Here is an 18,790-nt window from a genome sequence, read left to right on the forward strand (position 1 = left end):
ACTGCAGTGGCACGCCTCGCCCTGCGAGGAACTGGTGGAGAAGATGGGCATCTCCTGGGATGATGCCAAGCACAAGTTCGAGCTGTACCTGAAGGAAGTCGAGGCCGGCAACATCGAATACCTCTACGACCCCGAACTCGCCACCAAACACCTCGGCGCCGGCGCCTGAGTACCCATAAGCTATCGAGCTGACATTTTCGAATGACTGAAGGTAGGGTTTAAAATGCAAGATACAGTATTGATTGTAGGCGCGGGACCCGCCGGGCTGGCTGCTGCTGCAACGGTCGCCGAAGCCGGCAAGAAAGCAGTCCTGGTCGAAAAGGAAGACATCCTGGGTGGCGCGCCGATCATCTCCGGCTATGCCAAGCTCGTGCCCTCAGGTGAGTGGGCAAAGGATGCCATTGGCCGCATGGTTTCCCGTGTGGAAGGCAATCCCAATGCCACCATTCACAAATCCACCAAGGTCACCAAGGTGGACGGCGAGGCTGGCAACTTCACCTGCCAGCTGAGCAATGGGCAGTCCGTGAAGGCGGGCTCCATCGTGCTGGCCACCGGCTTCACCCACTTCGATTCCATCAACAAGCCGGAATGGGGTTTTGGCACCTATGAAGACGTGCTGACCACCACCCAGATGGAGCAGATGGTAGCCCAGGGCGAAATCCGCTGCCCTTCCGATGGCCGTGTTCCCGAGCGCGTCTGCATCCTGCTTTGCGTCGGTTCACGTGACCGCCAGATCGGCCGTGAATGGTGCAGCAAGATCTGCTGTACGGTTTCCACCAATCTGGCCATGGAAATCAAGGAATTAAGTCCTCAGACGGATGTCTTCATCTATTATATGGACATTCGTACCTTCGGCCTGTACGAGGACAAGTTCTACTGGAAGTCCCAGGAAGAGTTCAAGACCAAGTTCGTCAAGGCGCGTATTGCCGAGGTCACCAAGTCTCCGGACGGTCGCCTGCTGGTCAAGGGCGAAGACACCCTGGTCAAGCGTCCTATCGTGATTCCCATGGACATCGTGGTGCATGCCATCGGCATGGATCCGAATGAAGACAACCCGGAAATCTCCAAGGTCTTTGGCATTGGTCTGGAAAGGCACGGCTTCGTTGATCGTGCCGAGCAGTACACCAACAGCCAGGGTACCACCCGTCGCGGTATCTACGTCGCAGGCGCTGCAACCGGTCCTGAAGACATCGATACCTCCATTGCTCAGGGCCAGTCCGCTGGTTCCCGTGCCCTGGCCGACCTCTATGGCGCAGCCCAGCAAGCCGCAGGGTAGGGGCGAGGGCGGGGGCGAGTATATCGCTCCCGCCCAGCTCGCGCTGACCCTCGATTCGGGTATTTTCAGTCGTGGTTTCACTGCCATGGGGAATATGCTCGAAAGCAGTGGTGGCACCGAGAGCTATGTCGAGGCGCTGAAGGCCAAGGCTGCCCAGTTCCAGGCCGTCTTGTCCCGGGACCATGTTCAACATCTTACGCTTGATGAGCTCAAGCCCTTGGTGGAGCGCATGTTTACGGTTCGGCGGCGGCTCTGGCCCGTTCTCCAGGAAAGCGGTGAGTCCTTGCTGCGGGACAGCATTGCTGACCTGTTGTATGCCAATGGTCCGGTTGCCGAGCGCATGAAGCGATTCGAGTCGAGCATCCCGGCAGAGGGAAAGACCAAACGCGCATTGCGTGATCTCGCGGCCGAACTGCTGCATTACAACAACCCTGAGACATACCCGCTGATGACCAGGTGGGTATGGGATCAGGGCACGGAATCGGGTGCCATGCGGGAGTTCATTGCCGGGGGAGACCACCTGCAGGAAGTCCCCTTTGGCGAGTCTCCGGAGGTGTTCGAGGGAGGCAGAGCCTGGATACGGGAGCAATTGGCCGAGATGGGTGTGTATCGTGATCTGCCATACCTGACGGATATGATGCTTGCCTTCCAGTACAGTGAGTATCTTCGGGCAATGGCGGAAGGCTTCTTGCGATCGGACTTCGGCGGACAGAGCGATCCTGCTGAGCAAATCAGGAAATTATTGGGTATAGATTCGCCACGCCGGCAAGGTGCCTCGCGGGTGAAAACAGAAACCTTGCATTAACCGGGCAGGAGTTGATATGGCAATTCATGAGAAGTCACTAATCGATCAGGATCGCATCCTGACCCATGACAAACTGGTCGTGGACGGGGTCGATGTCTCTGGTCACTGGAACACAATGATCTCCCCGCGTACCCTGACGGACTACGACGATGATTTTGAGGAGATCATTCAGAGCTACCCCGGCGGTGAAAATGTGCACCGCTGCTGGCAATGCGGCTCCTGCACCAACTCCTGCACGATGTATGCGCAGAACATCGACTTCAATCCGCGGTTCTGGATCTATCTGATCCGCCTCGGTCTGAAGGATGAGTTGATGAAGGACCGTGACATCATCTGGCAGTGTGTCTCCTGTAACAAATGCACCAACATCTGTCCCAAGGACGTGCGTCCGGAAGGCGTGATGAAGGCCACGGCACACTGGCTGGAAGAGAATGGCTACACGGAAAAGACCAGGTCGACCATCTTCGACGAGGAATTCACCGAGCAATGCCTTGAGCATGGCCGCATCGAAGATACGCACATCCTGGTCAACTTTCTCAAGAAGAGCAAGCAGCCCCTGGTTCAGGACTGGCTGGTAGAGTTCACCAAGCGCATGAACAAGCATCTGCCGGTTGGTCAGTTGATGCGGATGGGCATGAACCTGGTGTTCACACCCAAGGCCAAAACCTGGGGCCGCACCGGCGAAGTGCTTCGCGAATACGTCAGAGAGCAGAAGGAGGCCACGCACCATGGCTAAGGTTGCATATTATCCGGGGTGTGCCCTGGAAGGTTCGGGTGGCCCCTACGACAAGTCTACCCGCGTGCTGGTCAAGCAGCTCGGTCTGCAGATGGAAAACCTGCAGGACTACAACTGCTGTGGCGCGATGGAAGTGAAGAACGTCCATCCGATGCTGCAGACCTACATGTCCGCGCGTAATCTGGCCATGGCAAGCAAGCTGCAGGGCTGTGACACGGTGATGGCCCCCTGCAATGGCTGCTATCACAATCTGAAGAAGGCCGAGTATGAACTGGCCACTTCAGAGACCTCCCTCGACACTGTGCAGGATCTTGCCCGCAAGTCCGATGATCCGGTCTACGAGGGTGACGTCCGTACCGTCCATCTGCTTGAATGGCTGATGGAAGAGGTCGGTCCGGAAGGCATCAAGGGCCAGATCAAGAAGAACCTGAATGGCCTGAAGGTCGCCAACTACTACGGTTGCATGTACACCCGGCCGCGCCAGATCTTCCCCGAGAAGGATCAGGGTCCCGGTTCCGAGTCCAGCTACAAGCCGCACTTCATGGATGACCTACTGCAGGCCGCGGGCGCCGAGAACGTCGACTTTCCGCTGAAGACAGCCTGCTGTGGCGGTGCGCATACCTTGTCCGATGCCGATACCTCCACGCAGCTGGTGCTGAACCTGCTGCAGGCGGCCGAGGACGCGGGTGCCGAAGTCATCGCGACGGAATGCCCCACCTGCCACTCCGGCCTGGAAATGCATCAGGTCCGGGCGGAAACCGAGTTTGGCATCAAGACCAATGTCAAGATCATCTACTTTACCCAGTTGCTGGGCATGGCGATGGGTCTGTCCCCCCGCAAGGTAGGCGTGACCGACAACGTCAGTGATTCCCTGGATGTGCTTCAAAACCGGGGAATAGCGTAAATATCTTTACAGGGCGCAGCTTGCTGCGCCCTTTTTTTGTCCGTAATCTGGGCTGTATCTAGGATTGGGTTGGACATATATGGAATTTAACGGTTGCGAGTTCAGGCCCGAGCTGTACTACGATGACGAATATCAGGTGTGGGCCCGCCGAGAAGACGACGGGACCCTGACGGTTGGTATGACGGATATCTCGCAGAGCATCGCAGGCAAGATTCTGCATGTTCGGGTTCGGCGGCCTGGCACTCGACGGCCGGTGGGTAAGCCGGTGGCAACCATCGAGAGCGGCAAATGGGCGGGGCCGGTGCCAAACACCTTTGATTGTGTCATCGTTGAGGCCAATGAAGAGGTGCTGGAAGATCCCAACCTGCTGAACATCGAACCTTATGAGGCATGGATCGCCCGGGTCGAGCCGGTGGATGGGGTGGAACAGGCACTCAGCGTCATGAAGACAGGGGATGCGGCGGCGGAAGGCTATGCCGCCCGCTGCATACGGGACAATATCAGCTGTGAGCGGGGTATGCGCTGAGCATGGACAAGCACTATGTAGACCATGAGGAACAGGACGTGGTCATCGTCATGACCAGTGGACCCAGTACGCCACATCGTTGCGCCACGCCATTTTATCTCGGTGGCTTATTGTCATCCATGGATGCCAACGTTAAGATCTTTTTCACCATGGAAGGCGTGCGTCTCATGGAGCAGGGGGTAGCCGAGAACCTGGTCGCCATGGAGGGTGGCAAGCGGATCATCGAATTCATCCGCGACGCCAAGAATGCCGGCGTTGAATTCTTTGTTTGCCGTCCGGCAATGCCAGGCTATAAGATGGCCGAGGACAACCTGATCCCGGAAGTCACGGCAACGGCGAGCGCCGGTGATCTCGCTGATCTCATCCTGACTTCGGATCGGCAGTTGTTTTTCTAGGCTTGAGGTTTCAAGACAGATTTGGCAGTTCCACAAGGGTGGCGGTCGCGCCCGGAAGCGCTTTTTTTACCCGTAAGGAGGATGATCGATGGGCACAGTTCGTGGTTGCAACATTCCTGAAGACCTGTATTACAACGTCGAAAACAATGTCTGGGTGCGCAAGGAGGATGACGGTACGGTCACCGTGGGCATGACGGCTTATGCCTGCTCCCTGGCCGGTGAAATCGTGTCCTATACCCCCAAGAAGGTGGGCAAGGATGTTGCCAAGGACAAGTCCGCTGCCACCGTGGAGTCCGGCAAGTGGGTCGGTCCGCTGAAGGCGCCGGTCTCTGGTGCGATTACGGCCACCAATCCCGATGTTGCCGCGAACCCCGGCCTGATCAACAAGGATCCTTACGGCAATGGCTGGGTGGTCAAGCTCCAGCCCAGCGACTGGGACGGCGAATCCGGCGAGCTGAAGACGGGTGCTGATGCCCTTGCCGCCTTTGAAAGCAAGATGGACGCAGACGGCTTCGGCGGCTGCTAATTGGCCAGGGGCGTCACCCCGGTGACGCCCCACCATGATCGGGGGAAAACATGAGTGCATGGCTGGAAGCGGTAAAAAGGGTAGAAGCGCTCGAAGACCTGGATCTCAACCGGGCTCTGGTGGCAGAGATGGAGTCACGCTGGGCAGGTCTCAAAGGCAGCCAGACCGGGCCGGTGAATTTCTACACACCGTCTTTCAAACATCATGAAACCTCCGAAGTCAGTGCCTGTGGCAAGAATGCCTTTCCGGCGATCTCGATCACCGGTGGTGATTGCAAGCTCCAGTGCGATCATTGCAAGGCCAAGATTCTGGAGCCCATGATTCCTGCCCGCACGCCCGAGGACCTCGCGCGTCTGGCTGACGAGTTCGTGGCGGATGGTGCCCGGGGCATGCTGCTCAGTGGCGGGTCCGACCACCGCAATGTCGTTCATTACGAGCCTTACTTCCCGACAATCCGCAAGATCAAGGACCAATATCCGCATCTGCAGATTGCCATGCACACCGGCCTTGCTACGCCCGAGTTCGCCCGGGGCATGGAAGATGCTGGCGTCGACGTGGCCATGATGGATGTGATCGGATCGCAGGATACCATCACCCAGGTCTATCATCTCAAGCGCAGCGTGGATGAATTCGAGGCCTCCCTGGAGGCCTTGGTGGCCACGCGCATGAAGGTGGTGCCGCATGTCGTGATTGGTCTGCATTATGGCAAGCTGCTTGGCGAGTGGAATGCCCTGGACATCGTCCGTCGGCATCAGCCGGATGCGCTGGTGCTGGTTGTCATCATGCCGCATTACGCGCCCGCGAGCCGGCCTTTCGCCACCCCATCCTCGGCGGAGGTCGGCAAGTACTTCATGGACTGCCGCGAAGCCCTGCCGGACACCCCGGTGTTGCTGGGCTGCGCGCGTCCTGCCGGGGTACACCGTCTTGAGACCGATGCCTATGCCGTGATGGCGGGCCTCAATGGCGTAGCCTTCCCCTCGGATGGCATGCTGGCCCTTGCCAAGCACCTGGATCGTGACGTACGTGTCACGCCGTCCTGCTGTTCCATGGTGGTGGGCGAGGAGGTACTGGCCCTGACTGATGGCCAGTCCGGCAGCATCAAGCTCGATCATATCCCGGCCGCGCCGAAGCGCCGCGCCAGTATCCGCGACATTCCCATCGTCGTCGCAGGTTAAGCGGCTTACCGAATCGAGGACACAGGCATGACGCAGGGCACTTGGCGGGTACTGGATACCGGATTGCGTTCAGCGGCCGACAACATGGCCCTGAACCGCACCCTGCTTGAAAGCCAGCAGGCCGGTACCAGCGTCAATACCCTGCGTTTTCTCCAGTTCCAGCCCGCGGCCCTGGTCGGTTATCACCAGTCCCTGGAGCAGGAGCTCGAAGTCGACTACTGTCGTGCCAATGGGGTCGAGATTCAGCGCCGCATCACCGGTGGTGGCGCGATCTACTTCGATCCCGGCCAGCTTGGCTGGGAACTGTATTTCAACAAGCAGGACTTTGGGCGGGCGGAAATGGCTGCCATATCCGAGATGATCTGTGAGGCCGCCGCCCATGGCATGTCGAAGCTTGGCATCGACGCGCAATTTCGGCCGCGTAATGACATCGAGGTCGATGGTCGCAAGATTTCCGGTACTGGCGGCGTATTCGATGGCGATGCCGTACTGTTTCAGGGAACGGTACTGATCGATTTTGATATCGAGGCCATGTTGCGCGTACTGCGGGTACCCAAGGAAAAGCTCAGTGCGCACGCCATTGCCTCGGCGCGGGAACGTGTGACCTGTCTCAAAACCCTGCTCGGCGAAGCGCCATCCCTGACCCAGGTCAAGTCCGCCCTGCTGGCTGGCTTCGAGGAAAAGCTGGGGCTTTCCTTCAAGTCAGCCGGACTGAACCCGGTCGAGGAGGCGCTGTTTCAGCAGGTCCTGCCGGAGATCAAGGACCCTGAATGGGTGAGGCTGGTTGACCGCCCGCGCACTGAGGCGCCCCTGCTGCAGGCAGCCTATAAGTCCCAAGGTGGTCTCATCCGCGTGACCGCCCTGGTCGATGAATTCAAGGAACGCCTGCTGCAGATCCAGTTCGCCGGCGACTTTTTTGTACAGCCCAAGCGGGTCATTGCCGATCTGGAGGCAAGCCTGCGCAATGTGCGGCTGGAATCCGTCCCTGAGCGGATTCGTGCCTTCTTTGCCGAAACGCCTGCCGAGATGCTGTTGCTGGAACCCGAGGACTTCATCCTTGCTTTCCAGCAGCTTCTGCCCTCGAAAGCTGACGGAGCCGTGGCATGAGCGCTCGTTCGCTTGATGTCCTGGTGGTTGGCTGCGGCCCGGCTGGCAGTGCCGCAGCACGTACAGCGGCCGAGGGTGGCGCCAGGGTGCTGGTGATCGACAGGCGGCAGGAGATCGGCCAGCCAGTACAGTGCGCCGAATTCGTGCCCACGCCCATGCTGCCCTATACCAAGGTACCCGGTGTGCTGACGCAGAAGGTCGACGGCATGCTGACTTTTTTGCCTTCCAGCGCCAGCCACGCCAGTGCCTTTCCGGGGCTTATGATCGATCGGGGCGCTTTTGACAAGGTGCTGGCCGAGCGGGCGGTTGCCGCTGGCGCTGAACTCTGGACCGCCGCGCGTCTGCTGCGCCTGGATGGGCAAATAGCCGAGGTGCAGCACGAGGGTGTCATTCATCGGATCGAGGCCCGAGTTGTGATCGGCGCCGATGGCCCGCATAGCCTGGTTGCCCGTTCGGTCGGGGTGCCGGAGCAGCAGGTGGTTTATACCCGCCAGTATACCGTACCTCTCTTGCAGCCCTATCTTGATACCGACATCTTTCTGTCGGACGATTTTCCGGGTGGCTATGGCTGGCTCTTCCCCAAGGGCGAGGTGGCCAATCTCGGGATCGGCGCGGACCGGCGCTTTGAAGACAATCTCAAGCTCCCTCTGGAAAGGCTGCATCGCGCCATGGTGGATCGGGGCTTGCTGGGTAAAGCCGTGCTGGCGCGCACGGGTGGCGCCATCCCGGTCAGCGGCCTGCGACCCATGGTCCATGGCAGCACTCTGCTGGTCGGGGATGCCGCCGGGCTGACGCATCCGATCACCGGTGCGGGCATTTCCGCCGCGGTCATCAGTGGCGAGCGGGCAGGCGAGGCGGCCGCGGCATATCTGGAGAGTCTGGATCCGGCTGAACTGGCGGATTTCGAGGAAGATGTGCGGGATCAGTTTGAAACGACCCTGGAGCGTGCGGTACAGCGGCGCAAGGCCCTTGAACAGGTCTGGCGCCGCCCGGCAGCCCAGGATGACAACATCATGCGATCCGGCTGGATCGCCTTTGAAGAGTACTTCGCGGCCTGAGCGCCCCGGAACCCATTTCGACCGAGGAGGCAACAATGAGCGCTGTTCCCGAACATCTGAACACTCCCCAGCCGGTCACTTTTTACCGGCCTGACTACAACATCAAGACCCCCGAGATGCGTTCGCCGGAGTACATTCAGATGAGCACGGCAGCGGCGATCACCCTGGGATTGGTGCCCGGTGTGATGCATCGTACCGCCTGCACCCACTGCCTCAATCTGCTCATGACCTATCCCGAGGGCTGCCGTGCCAACTGCACCTACTGTGGCCTGGCGCGTCACCGCGAAGAGGCGCGCGACTACGCCGATCGCAACTTCATCCGCGTGGACTGGCCCACGGTGCGCGTCGATGAAATGCTGGAAAAGGTCGTCGCCGGCTATGACAAGGGGCAGTTCGAGCGCATGTGCATCAGCATGATCACGCACCCGAACTCCGACCATGACACCCGTGTCATCCTCAAGCGCTGGATGGAGGTGGCCCCGCACATCCCGGTCTCCATCCTGTCCAATCCCACCACCATGACCCGCGAGGATCTGGTCGAGCTCAAGGAGCTGGGCGCCGACATCTTCACCGTGGCCCTGGATGCCGTGACCCCGGAAATCTTCGAGCGCACCCGCGGCAAGACCGTGCAAAGCCCGCATCGCTGGGAGAAATACTGGCAGGCCATCGAATGGGCAGCGGAAATCTATGGCCCGGAGAAGTTCGGCGCGCATCTGATCTGTGGTATGGGCGAGACCGAGCAGGAAATCCTCGAAGTCTGCCAGAAGATCAAGGACATGGGCGGCCACAATCACATGTTCGCCTTTTTCCCGGAGAAGGGCTCGATGATGGACGACTGGGACGCCGTGCCACAGGACCAGTGGCGTCGCGTGCAGCTCGGTCGCTTCCTGATCGACTACGCTGGCGGCAATGTGCGTGACATGCGCTTTGACGAGTACGGCCGGGTGGAGGACTTCGGCTACCCGCAGACCGAGCTGGAAGATATCATCAGCTCCGGCAAGCCTTTCCAGACCTCCGGCTGCCCCGGCAAGGACGACGAGGAAGTCTCTGCCTGCAACCGCCCCTACGGCGATTCATCACCTTCGGACATCCGCAGTTTCCCCTTCGCCCTCAACAAGCAGGACATGGAGATCGTGCGCCGGCAGATGAAACTGCAGGAGCTTGCCTGCGAATAAGACGGAAAGCTTCTGTTCCTTAGTAAAAAAGCGGCCTTTTGGCCGCTTTTCTTTTTAAACTTAATTATATGCTTATATAGCCAAATTATTTGATTTTCAGGGTTTATCCTGCAATCGAAAATTTTATGTCTGAAACTTGTTGCAAGCACGCAAATAACTGCTACAAATAGCTTAGGCAGATGGGCTGCCTCCGAATAAAGATAGGAGAGGGAAATGCAACAAGCGCCTATGCGAAAAAACAACCTGCTGGCGGTGTCGATTGCGGCCGTCCTCGGCCTCGGCGCTAGCGGCAGCGCCTTTGCGGTAAATGGTTTCCAGGTGATTGGCTACGGCGAGGATCAGGTTGCCGTAGGTGGTGCTGTAACTGCCAATCCGACTTCCGCCATGACCGCGCTGAGCAATCCGGCCGGTATGACCATGATCGGCGAGCGTGCGGATTTCAGCATGGAAGCCTTCATGCCGGATGTGAAGCTGGATGCCACTAACAGCGCCTTTACTGGATTTAACGCAACACCAAATCCAAACCCTGGTGGCACAGCGAAGAGCTCGGGTGATCTTTACGGCCTTCCGAGTATCGGCTGGGTGGGTCAAACTGGGGTTCAGAATCTATTCTTTGGTGGTGGCATGTATGCAACCGCTGGGTTGGGGGCGGACTTTGGCTCTGTTAACCTGAACACCCAAGCCAACCCGCTTGCGGGCAATACAAACCCAACCGTGTTCAATGGGTACAGCAATGTCACGATGTTCCGGGTCTCACCTGCGCTTGGCTACAAGATCTCACCACAACTCTCGGTGGGTGCGGCGCTGAATGTGAATATGCTGATGCTCGGTTTTCGTGAAACCTTTACCAACATGATCAATCCAGCAAATGGTTCTGCCTTTGATGTAAACTTCAATCTCGGGCGTGCCGGTCAGGCCTTCGGATTGGGTGGCACCCTGGGTCTGATCTATGACCCGTTACCGGGCCTCGTGCGTTTGGGGGCATCGTACACAACAAAGGCCAACTTCCAGGATACCGAATTTGAGCTGGCTGCTGGAGATATTTCAGGTTTTCCGGATGTGTCTGCAGCGCAGGGAAATCCTAACGCTGGGGCTCCTAACTCTGCTGGAACCTACAAGGCGGCATTTGACTTCCCACAACAGGCGGCTGTTGGTCTGGCGCTGATGCCGGAAGGTCCGCTGACCCTGAGCGCAGATGTGAAGTGGATCAATTACAAGGATACCCTGAAAGACTTTTATGTTACAGGCAATGGCAGGACATGGAATCTCCAGCCCAAGTGGGATGACGTCTGGGTTTATGCCGCGGGTGCGACCTATAAACCAATGCCGGGCATGAAGTTCATGGTTGGCTACAACTACTCCGATGCGCCAGTCAGCAACTCGGCCACTTTTAACAATCTGATTTTCCCGGCTATTGTCAAGCATCACATTACCACCGGTTTTAACTATCAGTTGGGTAAGAATTGGGATATCGGTGGTGCATTGCAATATATTCCCAAGGAGACCATCACGGGCGAGAATGACATGCAACAACCTGATGGTTCAATAGGAAGCTCAAACATCAAGCTCAGCAATCAGATCACGACTATCGGTATGAATCTCGGCTATCGCTTCTAAGCCACTCTGAACCCATTCAGGCCAGCCTTCGGGCTGGCCTTTTTTATTTGTCCGCCTCGGTTCGGGTAATGTGGTTTGACGTAAGCCCACTCCGGCTCTCCATTCCTGCCCTTGTGCTGTCGCCATGATCAGGGCACACTAATAATTGACCAAACTGATATGGAATAGCGATGAAGAACATCCAGATTACCGATGTCAGCAGCCTGAAAAACGACCTCAACAAGTATCGCAAGGGCAAGAAGCTGGAGATCCCGCGCTTCAACCAACTCGCCCGGCTGGCCTATCTCGGCCGCCTGGTGATGACGCCCTTTGACCTGGAGGACCCGAGCGTGGAGTCCTATCTGGTGCATGTCATGCCGCCTGAGGGCATGGCGGGGCATTTCATCGATCTCGACGAGGATCTGCAGGACGCCATCCTGATCCTGGATTCCGAGCAGTCGAAGGCCCTGATCGAGATTCTGCGCAATGGCGTGCAGGAGCGCGCGCGCATGTATCAGGAGCTCAATGAGCGCGACTTCTACTTCCAGTCCTTCTACAAGCCGGGTGAGCCTGGAGGCAAGCAGGAAGGATGACCGGGGCGCTGCCGGCGCGCTGGATCGATCTGGGTGATCTGGCGCCGCTGGACCTGCATGCAGCCTATATCGGGATCGCCACTGCCCAGGATCCTGAGGCAGCGCCGGTCGTGCTCTGGGGCCGGAGCGCCACACCGCATCTGAGTCTGGGGGCGTCCCAGAATGCAGAAGCCGAGCTCGATCTCGCGGCCTGCGAGGCAGGGAGTGTGCCCTGGATCCGGCGTCCGCTGGGTGGCGGCACCGTGCTGGTCGATGACCGGCAGTTCAGCTTTTTCGTGATCCTGCCCAGGGCCTATGCGCCAGGGCGCCCGGCGTTGCGCCCGCACGAGATCTTTCCCCTGCTGGCGCCGGCGATGCTGGAAACCTTTCAGGCCTTCGGTCTGGCAGCCGGCACGCAGGGCAACCATGATTTCTGGGTGAATGGGCGCAAGATCGCCGGCACGGGCGCCGGGATGATCGGCGCTTGCCAGGTATTTACCAGCAGTTTCATGCTGGACTTCGATGCTGAACGCTTTACGCAACTGGTGGCCGTACCTTCAGCGGGCTTTCGTCAGTGGCTCCTGGAGGGGCTTTGCGGGACAATGACCTCCTGGCGCCAGGAGGGCGTTGTCCCTGATCCGGCCCCGCTGGCTGCGGCATTTCAGCGGGCCTTGACGCGCACCCAGGGTTGGGGGCTTGAGGCCAGCGAAATCCGGCCCTTGGAACGCGATGCGATTGCCGAGGCGCGCGCCACGCTCGCGGATGATCAGGATGCCGACTGGCAGTCCTCAGTGGGTGGATCGAGGCGGGTGCCCTGGGGCATCAAGCTGAATGCCGGCAGCTTCCTGACTGAGCGACGCTGGGGGTCGGACTGGCTGCGCATCCTGACTCAATTGGGGCGCATCGGGCGGCTGGCGGGTTCGGGCGCGCTGGATCAGGGCGTCATAAGTGAATCGCTCCTTGGTCTGCCGGTAAGTGCCGAGGCCATCATGCCGGTTCTGCGGCGGGGAATGGCCGATGAGCTTGCCCGGCGCTGGACAGAACGCATCCTCGAGACAGCCTTTGTGAGTGACAGGAATCAGGGAAATCAGTAGATGGCGAATCCAGGACCGGGTATACAGCGGCGTTTGCAACGGGCCTTCATCGTGATGTCCTCGGACGCGGATATGCTTGCGGCAATCCAGGCGGCGACGCCAGAGGGCTGGGAGATGAAGGTGGTGACGGATCTCGAGGACATTGGCGAGTGGCAGGAGATCCTGCTGCATCGCTTCATGCTGGTGGATCTGGATGAGGTGGATGCCTTCGATCCGCTGTCACCCATCCGTCAGGTGCGCACGGAATACATGCTGCAGATCCCCATACTTTGTTTTGGGGGGGATGAATATGCGCGGGATCAGGCGAGGCTGGCGCGTGCCGACCGCTTTTTTGGTCGTGAGGAAATCATTGGCCGGTTGCCGGAGTTTTTCGAGCAGTTTGGCTGGGGAGGGTAGGGCGCGATGGTAACCGCGCCCTGAAACCGGTTAGCCGATCCAGGCGTGTTCTTCGACGTCCAGCGGCAGATCGAAATTCTCACTGCGTCCGCCGGCAGTGACGGTGATGGTCGCGACGCGGTGTCCGGGTGTTTTGAAGCTGACTTCACAGCTGGCGGTGCCGGGCAGGCTGACGGTCTGGTTGCATAGCGTCTTGTCCTCGGCCCTGATTTCCATCTGGGCCTGACCGCTGCCTTCCAGCATCACCTGCACCCGGAAGGGTTGGCCGGGCGTACGACGGTAGACCTGCGGGTCGCGGTTGGGGTTGTATTGCAGGTTGTTCAGTTTCACCATCTTGATGAGTTTCTGGCTCATGTGGCCTCCTTTATGAGCAAATAAGAAAATCTTTTTAAACTCGGACCTTTGCTGGATACGTGGGGGCTTATGCTAAACGAAATTGCCCCCGGACGATAGAGCAAAGTCAATAGCCTGGAGCGGCTTTAATGGAAGCAAAAACATCTTTGATGGCACGGCTGGGGACGGTCAATGATAAGCTCCTGAGCCTTGAGCAGCGCATCTCCCGGGGCGAGGAACTGCCGGTTTCCGAGACCATCGACGAGGCCACGGCCCTGGTCGAGGAGATCCTGCGCGCTTTTCTGGATACCGAGGGCAAGGAATACGATCCGGACGACCGCATTCTGGAACTGTGGAAGCGTTTGGTGAAAGGCGAGCCGACCCTCAACACCATCCGCGACAATTGCCGGGAACTGGTTTATTACCGCAACTGCCTCGACATGCAGCGGGAGGACGCCCTGCCGCCTCACCCCGCCAGGATGGCGGTGCGCACGGCCCGACACATTTACCTGTATATGCGCAGCCGCGCCGAGCAGCGCGGCATGTTGCAGGAGGATTGACATGTCAGTGAATCAAGGCGCCAGCCGGGATGCCGTGCGCATGCCGGGTGGCGAGGCACCTTTCTATCAGCCGGTCGGCAATGAAGTGGAGATCTTCGAGACGGCCTATCGCAAGCGCTTGCCGGTCATGCTCAAGGGGCCGACGGGTTGCGGCAAGACCCGCTTCGTGGAGTATATGGCGCATCGCCTGTCCCGCCCACTGGTGACGGTCGCCTGCCATGAGGACCTCACGAGCTCGGATCTGGTGGGCCGCTTCCTGCTGGAAGGGGCCGAAACCGTCTGGCAGGACGGCCCCCTGACCACCGCGGCCAAGGTCGGCGCGTTCTGCTACCTGGATGAAATCGTCGAGGCGCGCACGGACACCACCGTGGTGATCCATCCGCTGACCGACCACCGGCGCCATCTGCCCCTGGAAAAGCGCGGCGAGGAGATCGAGGCCCACAAGGATTTCATGCTGGTGATCTCCTACAATCCCGGTTACCAGACCGTGCTCAAGGATCTCAAGCCTTCCACCAAGCAGCGCTTCGTCGCGCTGACCTTCGACTATCCCCCGGAAGAGAAGGAAATCCCCATCGTGGCGCGCGAGAGCGGGCTGGATCAGGCCTTGGCCGCCAAGCTGGTGGCGGCGGCGCGTAAAGCTCGCAACCTCAAGGATCACGGACTGCAGGAAGTGACCTCGACGCGCGCGCTGGTCTATGCCGGCAGCCTGATTTCCGGCGGCGTCCCGCCCCTGGAGGCCTGCCTGGTCGCGATCGTCAACCCGCAGACCGATGATCCGGAATTGGTCGAGGCCCTGATGGAAATCTTCCGGGCCCATCTTGGCTAGCATGGAGAACCTGGCCTCGCATGGGTGCGCTGCTGCATGAATACTGCCGCTGAAGAAATCCTGGAGCATCTGGCTGCCATCAGCTTCGTGGCGGGCAGGGATGCCCGCGCCGCGCTACCGGCGGTTGAGCCCCTGGGCGATGCGGCGGTCGAACGCTATCTGGATGTCGGGCGTGATCTGTTTTTTTATGATCGCGAGGCGGGCAAGGCCTATTTTCATCAGACCGCGGCGCTGGCGTCCGCCTTTGGCGGCCTGGAACCCTGGGTAACGCAGGCGGATGCCTTCCGGCAGTTTCGGGGTACCTGGAAGGCGCTGGCCGCCTTTCTGGAGCAGGCGCCGAAGCTGCGCGAGCGCTTTGGCGTGGCGGTGGAGACGCACTGGTACGAGACAGGCTTTGCCTATGTGGCGAGCCACGTGGACAGCGGCGCCGCTTTCTTCCGCACGCCTTTTACCGAGATGGCCGGGGAGCAGGGCGATCTGGCGCGTATGGAGACCCTGCTCGCGCCCTCCCGCGAGTTGCTTGGCCTGCGGGTCGGGTTGGCCACCTATCTCAAGGGCGCCCTGCGCATCCGCGAGATGACAGATGATGCGGAGATGCAGCAATGGGCCCGGCGCGGCATGGACATCCTGCAGAGCGGGCGTTTGCGGGGCGAGGCCTATTTTCGTCTCGAAAGCGAGGAAAGCCTGTCCTTTCTGCTGGATGTGCTGCCGGGCTTTCGCACGCGCCCGCAGCAGCGTTTGCTCTCGCTGCTTCTAACGGCATGGTTTGGCTTTGATCTGCCGCTGGAGGATAGCGGCTGGTCGCCTGACAAGGGCCGGGCCTTCATCGAGACCGATGGCCGGCATCTCTTCCTGCCTGCGGTCATGCCGGACCGCGAGGAGGCAATGCTGGGCCTGCTGCACGCGGCGGGACACATTCACGCCGGCTCCTATGACCAGGACGCCATCCAGGCGCTTTTCGCCGAGATGGGCTCGAAGCATCCGCCCCTGGACAAGGACCAGTTGCGCATCACCTGGCGACCGCTTTTCGCCCACTTTGGCCAGGATATGATCCGTTTTCAGCTGATCTTCGATCTCTGTGAGGATCTGCGGGTGGACTGGCGGGTGGCGCGCGAGGCGCCCGGCTATCTCGCTCGAATGCTGAAGGCGGCCCAAGCACGCGGAAATCCCGAAGGCCCTGCCGGCGTGTACTACGCGGCGGCGCTGGAGCAGGTCCGGGGCCTGCTGGGGCAGGCGAGCCTGCCCGAGCGGCTGCAGCCCCTGCTGGAGCCGGCTGCGGGCATCGTCGACAGCTTCCGCATTGCGCTGGCCTGGTATCAGGAGGACACCTTCCCACCCATTACGCTCGATCAGCGGGCAGCGGCCTTTCTGCCTGGGCGCTCGCCCAATGCCGCGCGCCCCGTGTTCCCGACCTTCAAGGGCAAGCCGGCCGGCGATAGCAATGCCGATGAGGGCGGGCTCCTGGGCCAGACGCATCCCGAGGAAGGCAAGCGCGACATGCCGGACAAGGCGGCTGGAGAGGATCCCGACTTTGATGTGCCGCCGGAGGATACCAGTGGGCAGGGGGGCCGGGTCGGGGCCGGCAAACCAATGCCTACCAAGGTGACGGGCAAGGGCCGTGGCTTCAAGAAGACCGAGGGCGGCATTCCCTATCCCGAGTGGGATTACCGCGAAGCGCGGCTGAAACCGGGCTGGGCGCGGGTGCATCTGCGCCAGCTTCAGGAGTCTGATGCCGAGACCGCCGAGCAGCTCATGCTTCAGTATCGTGGGGCGCTGCTGCGCCTCAAGCGCGCCATCCAGGCACAGAAACCCACCCGCCTGGCGCCCCTGCGCCGGCAGATGGAAGGCGAGGAGATCGATATCGAGGCGGCGGTGCAGTTCGTCGCCGAGCGCCACGCCGGCTATTCGCCCAAGGCCAATGTCTATCGCCAGCGTCGGCCCCGGCAGCGCGATACCAGCGTATTGCTGCTGGCGGACATGTCCACCTCCATCATGGCGCAGTTGCCGGATGGCAGCGGGCGCATCGTCGATCGCCTGCGTGCCGCGATGCTGCTGTTTGCCGAGGCGCTCAATGAGGTCGGTGATCCCTATGCGCTGTATGGTTTTGCCAGCAAGTACCGGGACAATGTCTCGGTCTATCCCATCAAGCGCTTTCAGGACCCCTTGAACGCCAAAACGCGGGCCACCATCGGCGGCCTGTCCGGACGGCTGGCCACCCGCATGGGTGCTGCCATCCGTCATGCCACCGGGCTGCTGCAGCAAAGCCCGGCCCAGCGCCGGCTGCTGCTGATCCTGTCCGACGGCCGTCCCTCGGACTATGATGATGGCGGTGATATCCGCTACCTGCACGAGGATACCCGGATGGCGGTCAAGGCCGCCGTGGATGCCGGCGTGCATCCCTTCTGCATCACGCTCGATCCGCAGGGCGGGCAATATCTGCCGGGCATTTTCGGTTCCGGCCATTATCTGGTGCTCGATCACATGGACAGCCTGCCGGCCCGCCTGCCGGAACTCTATCTGAGGCTGCGCCGGGCATGAGCGCCATGCGCGAAAGTGACAGATTCCAGCCCGCCATTGCGCCCAGGCGCGACGCGCTTTTCATCGGTGCGGCCCGTTACCGGCGGCCCACCTACCGCGACAATCACCCGCTGGCCATCCCGCGGGTATCGCTGACGCTCGATCTGATCAATGCCTATGGCGCCATCACATCAGCCGAGTACCTGACCGGGCGGCGGGCCAGCAACAATGAGCTGCACTGGTTTCATACGCCGGATTACATCCAGGCCTTTCAGCGCGCCCAGTTTCGTGGCAAGGTGACCCAGGACGATCGCCAGCGCTTTCAGCTCGGCAACCTGGAAAACCCGTATTTCCCGGACTTCTTCGATACCCCGAATCTTGCCACCGGCTCCAGCATTCAGGGCGCCGAGATGGTGCTGGCGGGGTGTACCGCCTTCAGTCCGGCGGGCGGGATGCACCATGCCGCGGCAGATCAGGCGCGGGGTTTCTGCTATCTGAACGACCCGGTGCTGGCCATCAAGCGCCTGCGCCAGGCGGGTTTGCGGGTGCTGTATCTGGACATCGATGCTCATCATGGCGATGGCGTCGAGGCCGCCTTTGTCGATGACCCGGATACCCTGACCGCGTCCATCCACATGGATACGAGCTATGCCTATCCCTTCCAGGGCGGTGGGGTTGCCGACCAGGCCGGCGGCGCCGTGAACCTGCCGCTGCCCAAGGGCGTGAATGACAGCGAATACCGGCTGGTTTTCGAGACACTCTGGCCGCGTATGCTGGCGGGTTTTCGCCCGGAGGTGGTGGTCCTGCAGGCGGGCACGGACATTCTCTCGCCTGACCCCCTGAGCAAGTTTCGCATCTCCAATGGGCTGTTCTGGGAAGTCTGCCGGCGCATCCTGACAGACAGCCCACGCCTGCTGGTGCTCGGTGGCGGCGGCTATCACCCCATAGCACTTGCGCGTTGCTGGACCGGGTTGTGGGCCATCCTGACCGGGCGCGAACTGCCAGAGCGCCTGCCCGAAACAGGCTCAGCGCTACTGACAGCGGTCGAGTGGGACCTCGATGACGAAGACGCCGAGGATACCGAAAGGCTGTATAGTCACTTGAGCGATCTGCCGAATGAGGGGCCGGTCCGGCCGCAGATCACCGAAATTCTGAATACACTCCTGAAATCGCACCGGCTGCTGTCCTGAAGCGTCGGGCATGCCGACATACT

At 60.3% G+C, this 18,790-nt stretch carries 20 protein-coding genes and 1 pseudogene; 20 read left to right on the forward strand and 1 reads right to left on the reverse strand.

What is annotated here, in order from left to right; genetic code table 11:
* The 16 genes and pseudogenes from WOB96_RS05140 to WOB96_RS05215 form a co-directional block, all read left to right on the forward strand.
* A pseudogene (locus WOB96_RS05140) lies at positions 1–169 on the forward strand (heterodisulfide reductase subunit B); the annotation flags it as partial.
* 54 nt (positions 170–223) lie between these two features.
* A complete protein-coding gene (locus WOB96_RS05145) occupies positions 224–1,276 on the forward strand; it encodes an FAD-dependent oxidoreductase (protein WP_341370211.1) in 1,053 nt (350 codons plus the stop codon).
* On the forward strand, positions 1,248–2,081 hold the full coding sequence (locus WOB96_RS05150) for a hypothetical protein (RefSeq protein WP_341370212.1): 834 nt from the start codon (positions 1,248–1,250) through the stop codon (positions 2,079–2,081). The genes WOB96_RS05145 and WOB96_RS05150 overlap by 29 nt, the downstream gene beginning before the upstream one ends.
* Before the next feature lie 16 nt (positions 2,082–2,097).
* Complete coding sequence (locus tag WOB96_RS05155; RefSeq protein ID WP_341370213.1) at positions 2,098–2,817, forward strand: 4Fe-4S dicluster domain-containing protein; 720 nt, start codon at positions 2,098–2,100, stop codon at positions 2,815–2,817.
* Complete coding sequence (locus WOB96_RS05160; RefSeq protein ID WP_341370214.1) at positions 2,810–3,721, forward strand: CoB--CoM heterodisulfide reductase iron-sulfur subunit B family protein; 912 nt, start codon at positions 2,810–2,812, stop codon at positions 3,719–3,721. The genes WOB96_RS05155 and WOB96_RS05160 overlap by 8 nt, the downstream gene beginning before the upstream one ends.
* Before the next feature lie 79 nt (positions 3,722–3,800).
* The gene (locus tag WOB96_RS05165; RefSeq protein ID WP_341370215.1) at positions 3,801–4,247 is read left to right on the forward strand and encodes a biotin/lipoyl attachment domain-containing protein; all 447 of its coding nucleotides are present in this window, start codon (positions 3,801–3,803) and stop codon (positions 4,245–4,247) included.
* Between the two features lie 2 nt (positions 4,248–4,249).
* Complete coding sequence (locus WOB96_RS05170) at positions 4,250–4,642, forward strand: DsrE family protein (RefSeq protein WP_341370216.1); 393 nt, start codon at positions 4,250–4,252, stop codon at positions 4,640–4,642.
* Between the two features lie 88 nt (positions 4,643–4,730).
* Positions 4,731–5,168, forward strand: coding sequence for a glycine cleavage system protein H (locus tag WOB96_RS05175; RefSeq protein ID WP_341370217.1), 438 nt, complete (start codon positions 4,731–4,733; stop codon positions 5,166–5,168).
* Positions 5,169–5,218: 50 nt separating this feature from the next.
* On the forward strand, positions 5,219–6,343 hold the full coding sequence (locus WOB96_RS05180; RefSeq protein WP_341370218.1) for a radical SAM protein: 1,125 nt from the start codon (positions 5,219–5,221) through the stop codon (positions 6,341–6,343).
* Positions 6,344–6,370: 27 nt separating this feature from the next.
* A complete protein-coding gene (locus WOB96_RS05185; RefSeq protein ID WP_341370219.1) occupies positions 6,371–7,450 on the forward strand; it encodes a lipoate--protein ligase family protein in 1,080 nt (359 codons plus the stop codon).
* The gene (locus WOB96_RS05190; protein WP_341370220.1) at positions 7,447–8,508 is read left to right on the forward strand and encodes a geranylgeranyl reductase family protein; all 1,062 of its coding nucleotides are present in this window, start codon (positions 7,447–7,449) and stop codon (positions 8,506–8,508) included. Before WOB96_RS05185 ends, WOB96_RS05190 begins: the two co-directional genes overlap by 4 nt.
* A 35-nt stretch (positions 8,509–8,543) precedes the next feature.
* A complete protein-coding gene (locus tag WOB96_RS05195; protein WP_341370221.1) occupies positions 8,544–9,683 on the forward strand; it encodes a radical SAM protein in 1,140 nt (379 codons plus the stop codon).
* Between the two features lie 213 nt (positions 9,684–9,896).
* Positions 9,897–11,300 carry an OmpP1/FadL family transporter gene (locus WOB96_RS05200; protein ID WP_341370222.1) on the forward strand — a complete coding sequence of 468 codons (1,404 nt, stop codon included), beginning with the start codon at positions 9,897–9,899 and terminating at the stop codon, positions 11,298–11,300.
* Between the two features lie 170 nt (positions 11,301–11,470).
* A complete protein-coding gene (locus WOB96_RS05205) occupies positions 11,471–11,872 on the forward strand; it encodes a hypothetical protein (RefSeq protein WP_341370223.1) in 402 nt (133 codons plus the stop codon).
* On the forward strand, positions 11,869–12,945 hold the full coding sequence (locus WOB96_RS05210) for a lipoate--protein ligase family protein (RefSeq protein WP_341370224.1): 1,077 nt from the start codon (positions 11,869–11,871) through the stop codon (positions 12,943–12,945). The genes WOB96_RS05205 and WOB96_RS05210 overlap by 4 nt, the downstream gene beginning before the upstream one ends.
* The gene (locus WOB96_RS05215) at positions 12,946–13,341 is read left to right on the forward strand and encodes a hypothetical protein (protein ID WP_341370225.1); all 396 of its coding nucleotides are present in this window, start codon (positions 12,946–12,948) and stop codon (positions 13,339–13,341) included.
* A gap of 30 nt (positions 13,342–13,371) precedes the next feature.
* Here WOB96_RS05215 and WOB96_RS05220 read toward each other — a convergent pair whose 3' ends face one another.
* Entirely contained in the window at positions 13,372–13,695 is a 324-nt protein-coding gene (locus tag WOB96_RS05220; protein ID WP_341370226.1) for a hypothetical protein, read from the reverse strand.
* A gap of 128 nt (positions 13,696–13,823) precedes the next feature.
* Here WOB96_RS05220 and WOB96_RS05225 point away from each other — a divergent pair, with 128 nt between their 5' ends.
* From WOB96_RS05225 to WOB96_RS05240, 4 genes are read left to right on the forward strand one after another with little or no spacing between them, the layout of a single operon-like run.
* A complete protein-coding gene (locus tag WOB96_RS05225) occupies positions 13,824–14,234 on the forward strand; it encodes a hypothetical protein (RefSeq protein WP_341370227.1) in 411 nt (136 codons plus the stop codon).
* 1 nt (position 14,235) lies between these two features.
* Entirely contained in the window at positions 14,236–15,060 is an 825-nt protein-coding gene (locus WOB96_RS05230) for a CbbQ/NirQ/NorQ/GpvN family protein (protein WP_341370228.1), read from the forward strand.
* A 36-nt stretch (positions 15,061–15,096) separates the two neighbouring features.
* Complete coding sequence (locus WOB96_RS05235) at positions 15,097–17,598, forward strand: nitric oxide reductase activation protein NorD (RefSeq protein ID WP_341370229.1); 2,502 nt, start codon at positions 15,097–15,099, stop codon at positions 17,596–17,598.
* A gap of 5 nt (positions 17,599–17,603) precedes the next feature.
* Positions 17,604–18,767 (forward strand): acetoin utilization protein AcuC, encoded by a 1,164-nt coding sequence (locus tag WOB96_RS05240; RefSeq protein WP_341370230.1) that lies wholly within the window; start codon positions 17,604–17,606, stop codon positions 18,765–18,767.
* Positions 18,768–18,790 lie beyond the last annotated feature (23 nt).

The organism is Thermithiobacillus plumbiphilus, assembly GCF_038070005.1.
GTDB lineage: Bacteria > Pseudomonadota > Gammaproteobacteria > Acidithiobacillales > Thermithiobacillaceae > JBBPCO01.

What these genes read in the sequence shown, in the direction of transcription:
- WOB96_RS05145 (WP_341370211.1), top strand. Translation starts at nt 224, where the DNA reads ATGCAAGATACAGTATTGATTGTAGGCGCGGGACCCGCCGGGCTGGCT.
- WOB96_RS05150 (WP_341370212.1), top strand. Translation starts at nt 1,248, where the DNA reads ATGGCGCAGCCCAGCAAGCCGCAGGGTAGGGGCGAGGGCGGGGGCGAG.
- WOB96_RS05155 (WP_341370213.1), top strand. Translation starts at nt 2,098, where the DNA reads ATGGCAATTCATGAGAAGTCACTAATCGATCAGGATCGCATCCTGACC.
- WOB96_RS05160 (WP_341370214.1), top strand. Translation starts at nt 2,810, where the DNA reads ATGGCTAAGGTTGCATATTATCCGGGGTGTGCCCTGGAAGGTTCGGGT.
- WOB96_RS05165 (WP_341370215.1), top strand. Translation starts at nt 3,801, where the DNA reads ATGGAATTTAACGGTTGCGAGTTCAGGCCCGAGCTGTACTACGATGAC.
- WOB96_RS05170 (WP_341370216.1), top strand. Translation starts at nt 4,250, where the DNA reads ATGGACAAGCACTATGTAGACCATGAGGAACAGGACGTGGTCATCGTC.
- WOB96_RS05175 (WP_341370217.1), top strand. Translation starts at nt 4,731, where the DNA reads ATGGGCACAGTTCGTGGTTGCAACATTCCTGAAGACCTGTATTACAAC.
- WOB96_RS05180 (WP_341370218.1), top strand. Translation starts at nt 5,219, where the DNA reads ATGAGTGCATGGCTGGAAGCGGTAAAAAGGGTAGAAGCGCTCGAAGAC.
- WOB96_RS05185 (WP_341370219.1), top strand. Translation starts at nt 6,371, where the DNA reads ATGACGCAGGGCACTTGGCGGGTACTGGATACCGGATTGCGTTCAGCG.
- WOB96_RS05190 (WP_341370220.1), top strand. Translation starts at nt 7,447, where the DNA reads ATGAGCGCTCGTTCGCTTGATGTCCTGGTGGTTGGCTGCGGCCCGGCT.
- WOB96_RS05195 (WP_341370221.1), top strand. Translation starts at nt 8,544, where the DNA reads ATGAGCGCTGTTCCCGAACATCTGAACACTCCCCAGCCGGTCACTTTT.
- WOB96_RS05200 (WP_341370222.1), top strand. Translation starts at nt 9,897, where the DNA reads ATGCAACAAGCGCCTATGCGAAAAAACAACCTGCTGGCGGTGTCGATT.
- WOB96_RS05205 (WP_341370223.1), top strand. Translation starts at nt 11,471, where the DNA reads ATGAAGAACATCCAGATTACCGATGTCAGCAGCCTGAAAAACGACCTC.
- WOB96_RS05210 (WP_341370224.1), top strand. Translation starts at nt 11,869, where the DNA reads ATGACCGGGGCGCTGCCGGCGCGCTGGATCGATCTGGGTGATCTGGCG.
- WOB96_RS05215 (WP_341370225.1), top strand. Translation starts at nt 12,946, where the DNA reads ATGGCGAATCCAGGACCGGGTATACAGCGGCGTTTGCAACGGGCCTTC.
- WOB96_RS05220 (WP_341370226.1), bottom strand. Translation starts at nt 13,695, where the DNA reads ATGAGCCAGAAACTCATCAAGATGGTGAAACTGAACAACCTGCAATAC.
- WOB96_RS05225 (WP_341370227.1), top strand. Translation starts at nt 13,824, where the DNA reads ATGGAAGCAAAAACATCTTTGATGGCACGGCTGGGGACGGTCAATGAT.
- WOB96_RS05230 (WP_341370228.1), top strand. Translation starts at nt 14,236, where the DNA reads ATGTCAGTGAATCAAGGCGCCAGCCGGGATGCCGTGCGCATGCCGGGT.
- WOB96_RS05235 (WP_341370229.1), top strand. Translation starts at nt 15,097, where the DNA reads ATGAATACTGCCGCTGAAGAAATCCTGGAGCATCTGGCTGCCATCAGC.
- WOB96_RS05240 (WP_341370230.1), top strand. Translation starts at nt 17,604, where the DNA reads ATGCGCGAAAGTGACAGATTCCAGCCCGCCATTGCGCCCAGGCGCGAC.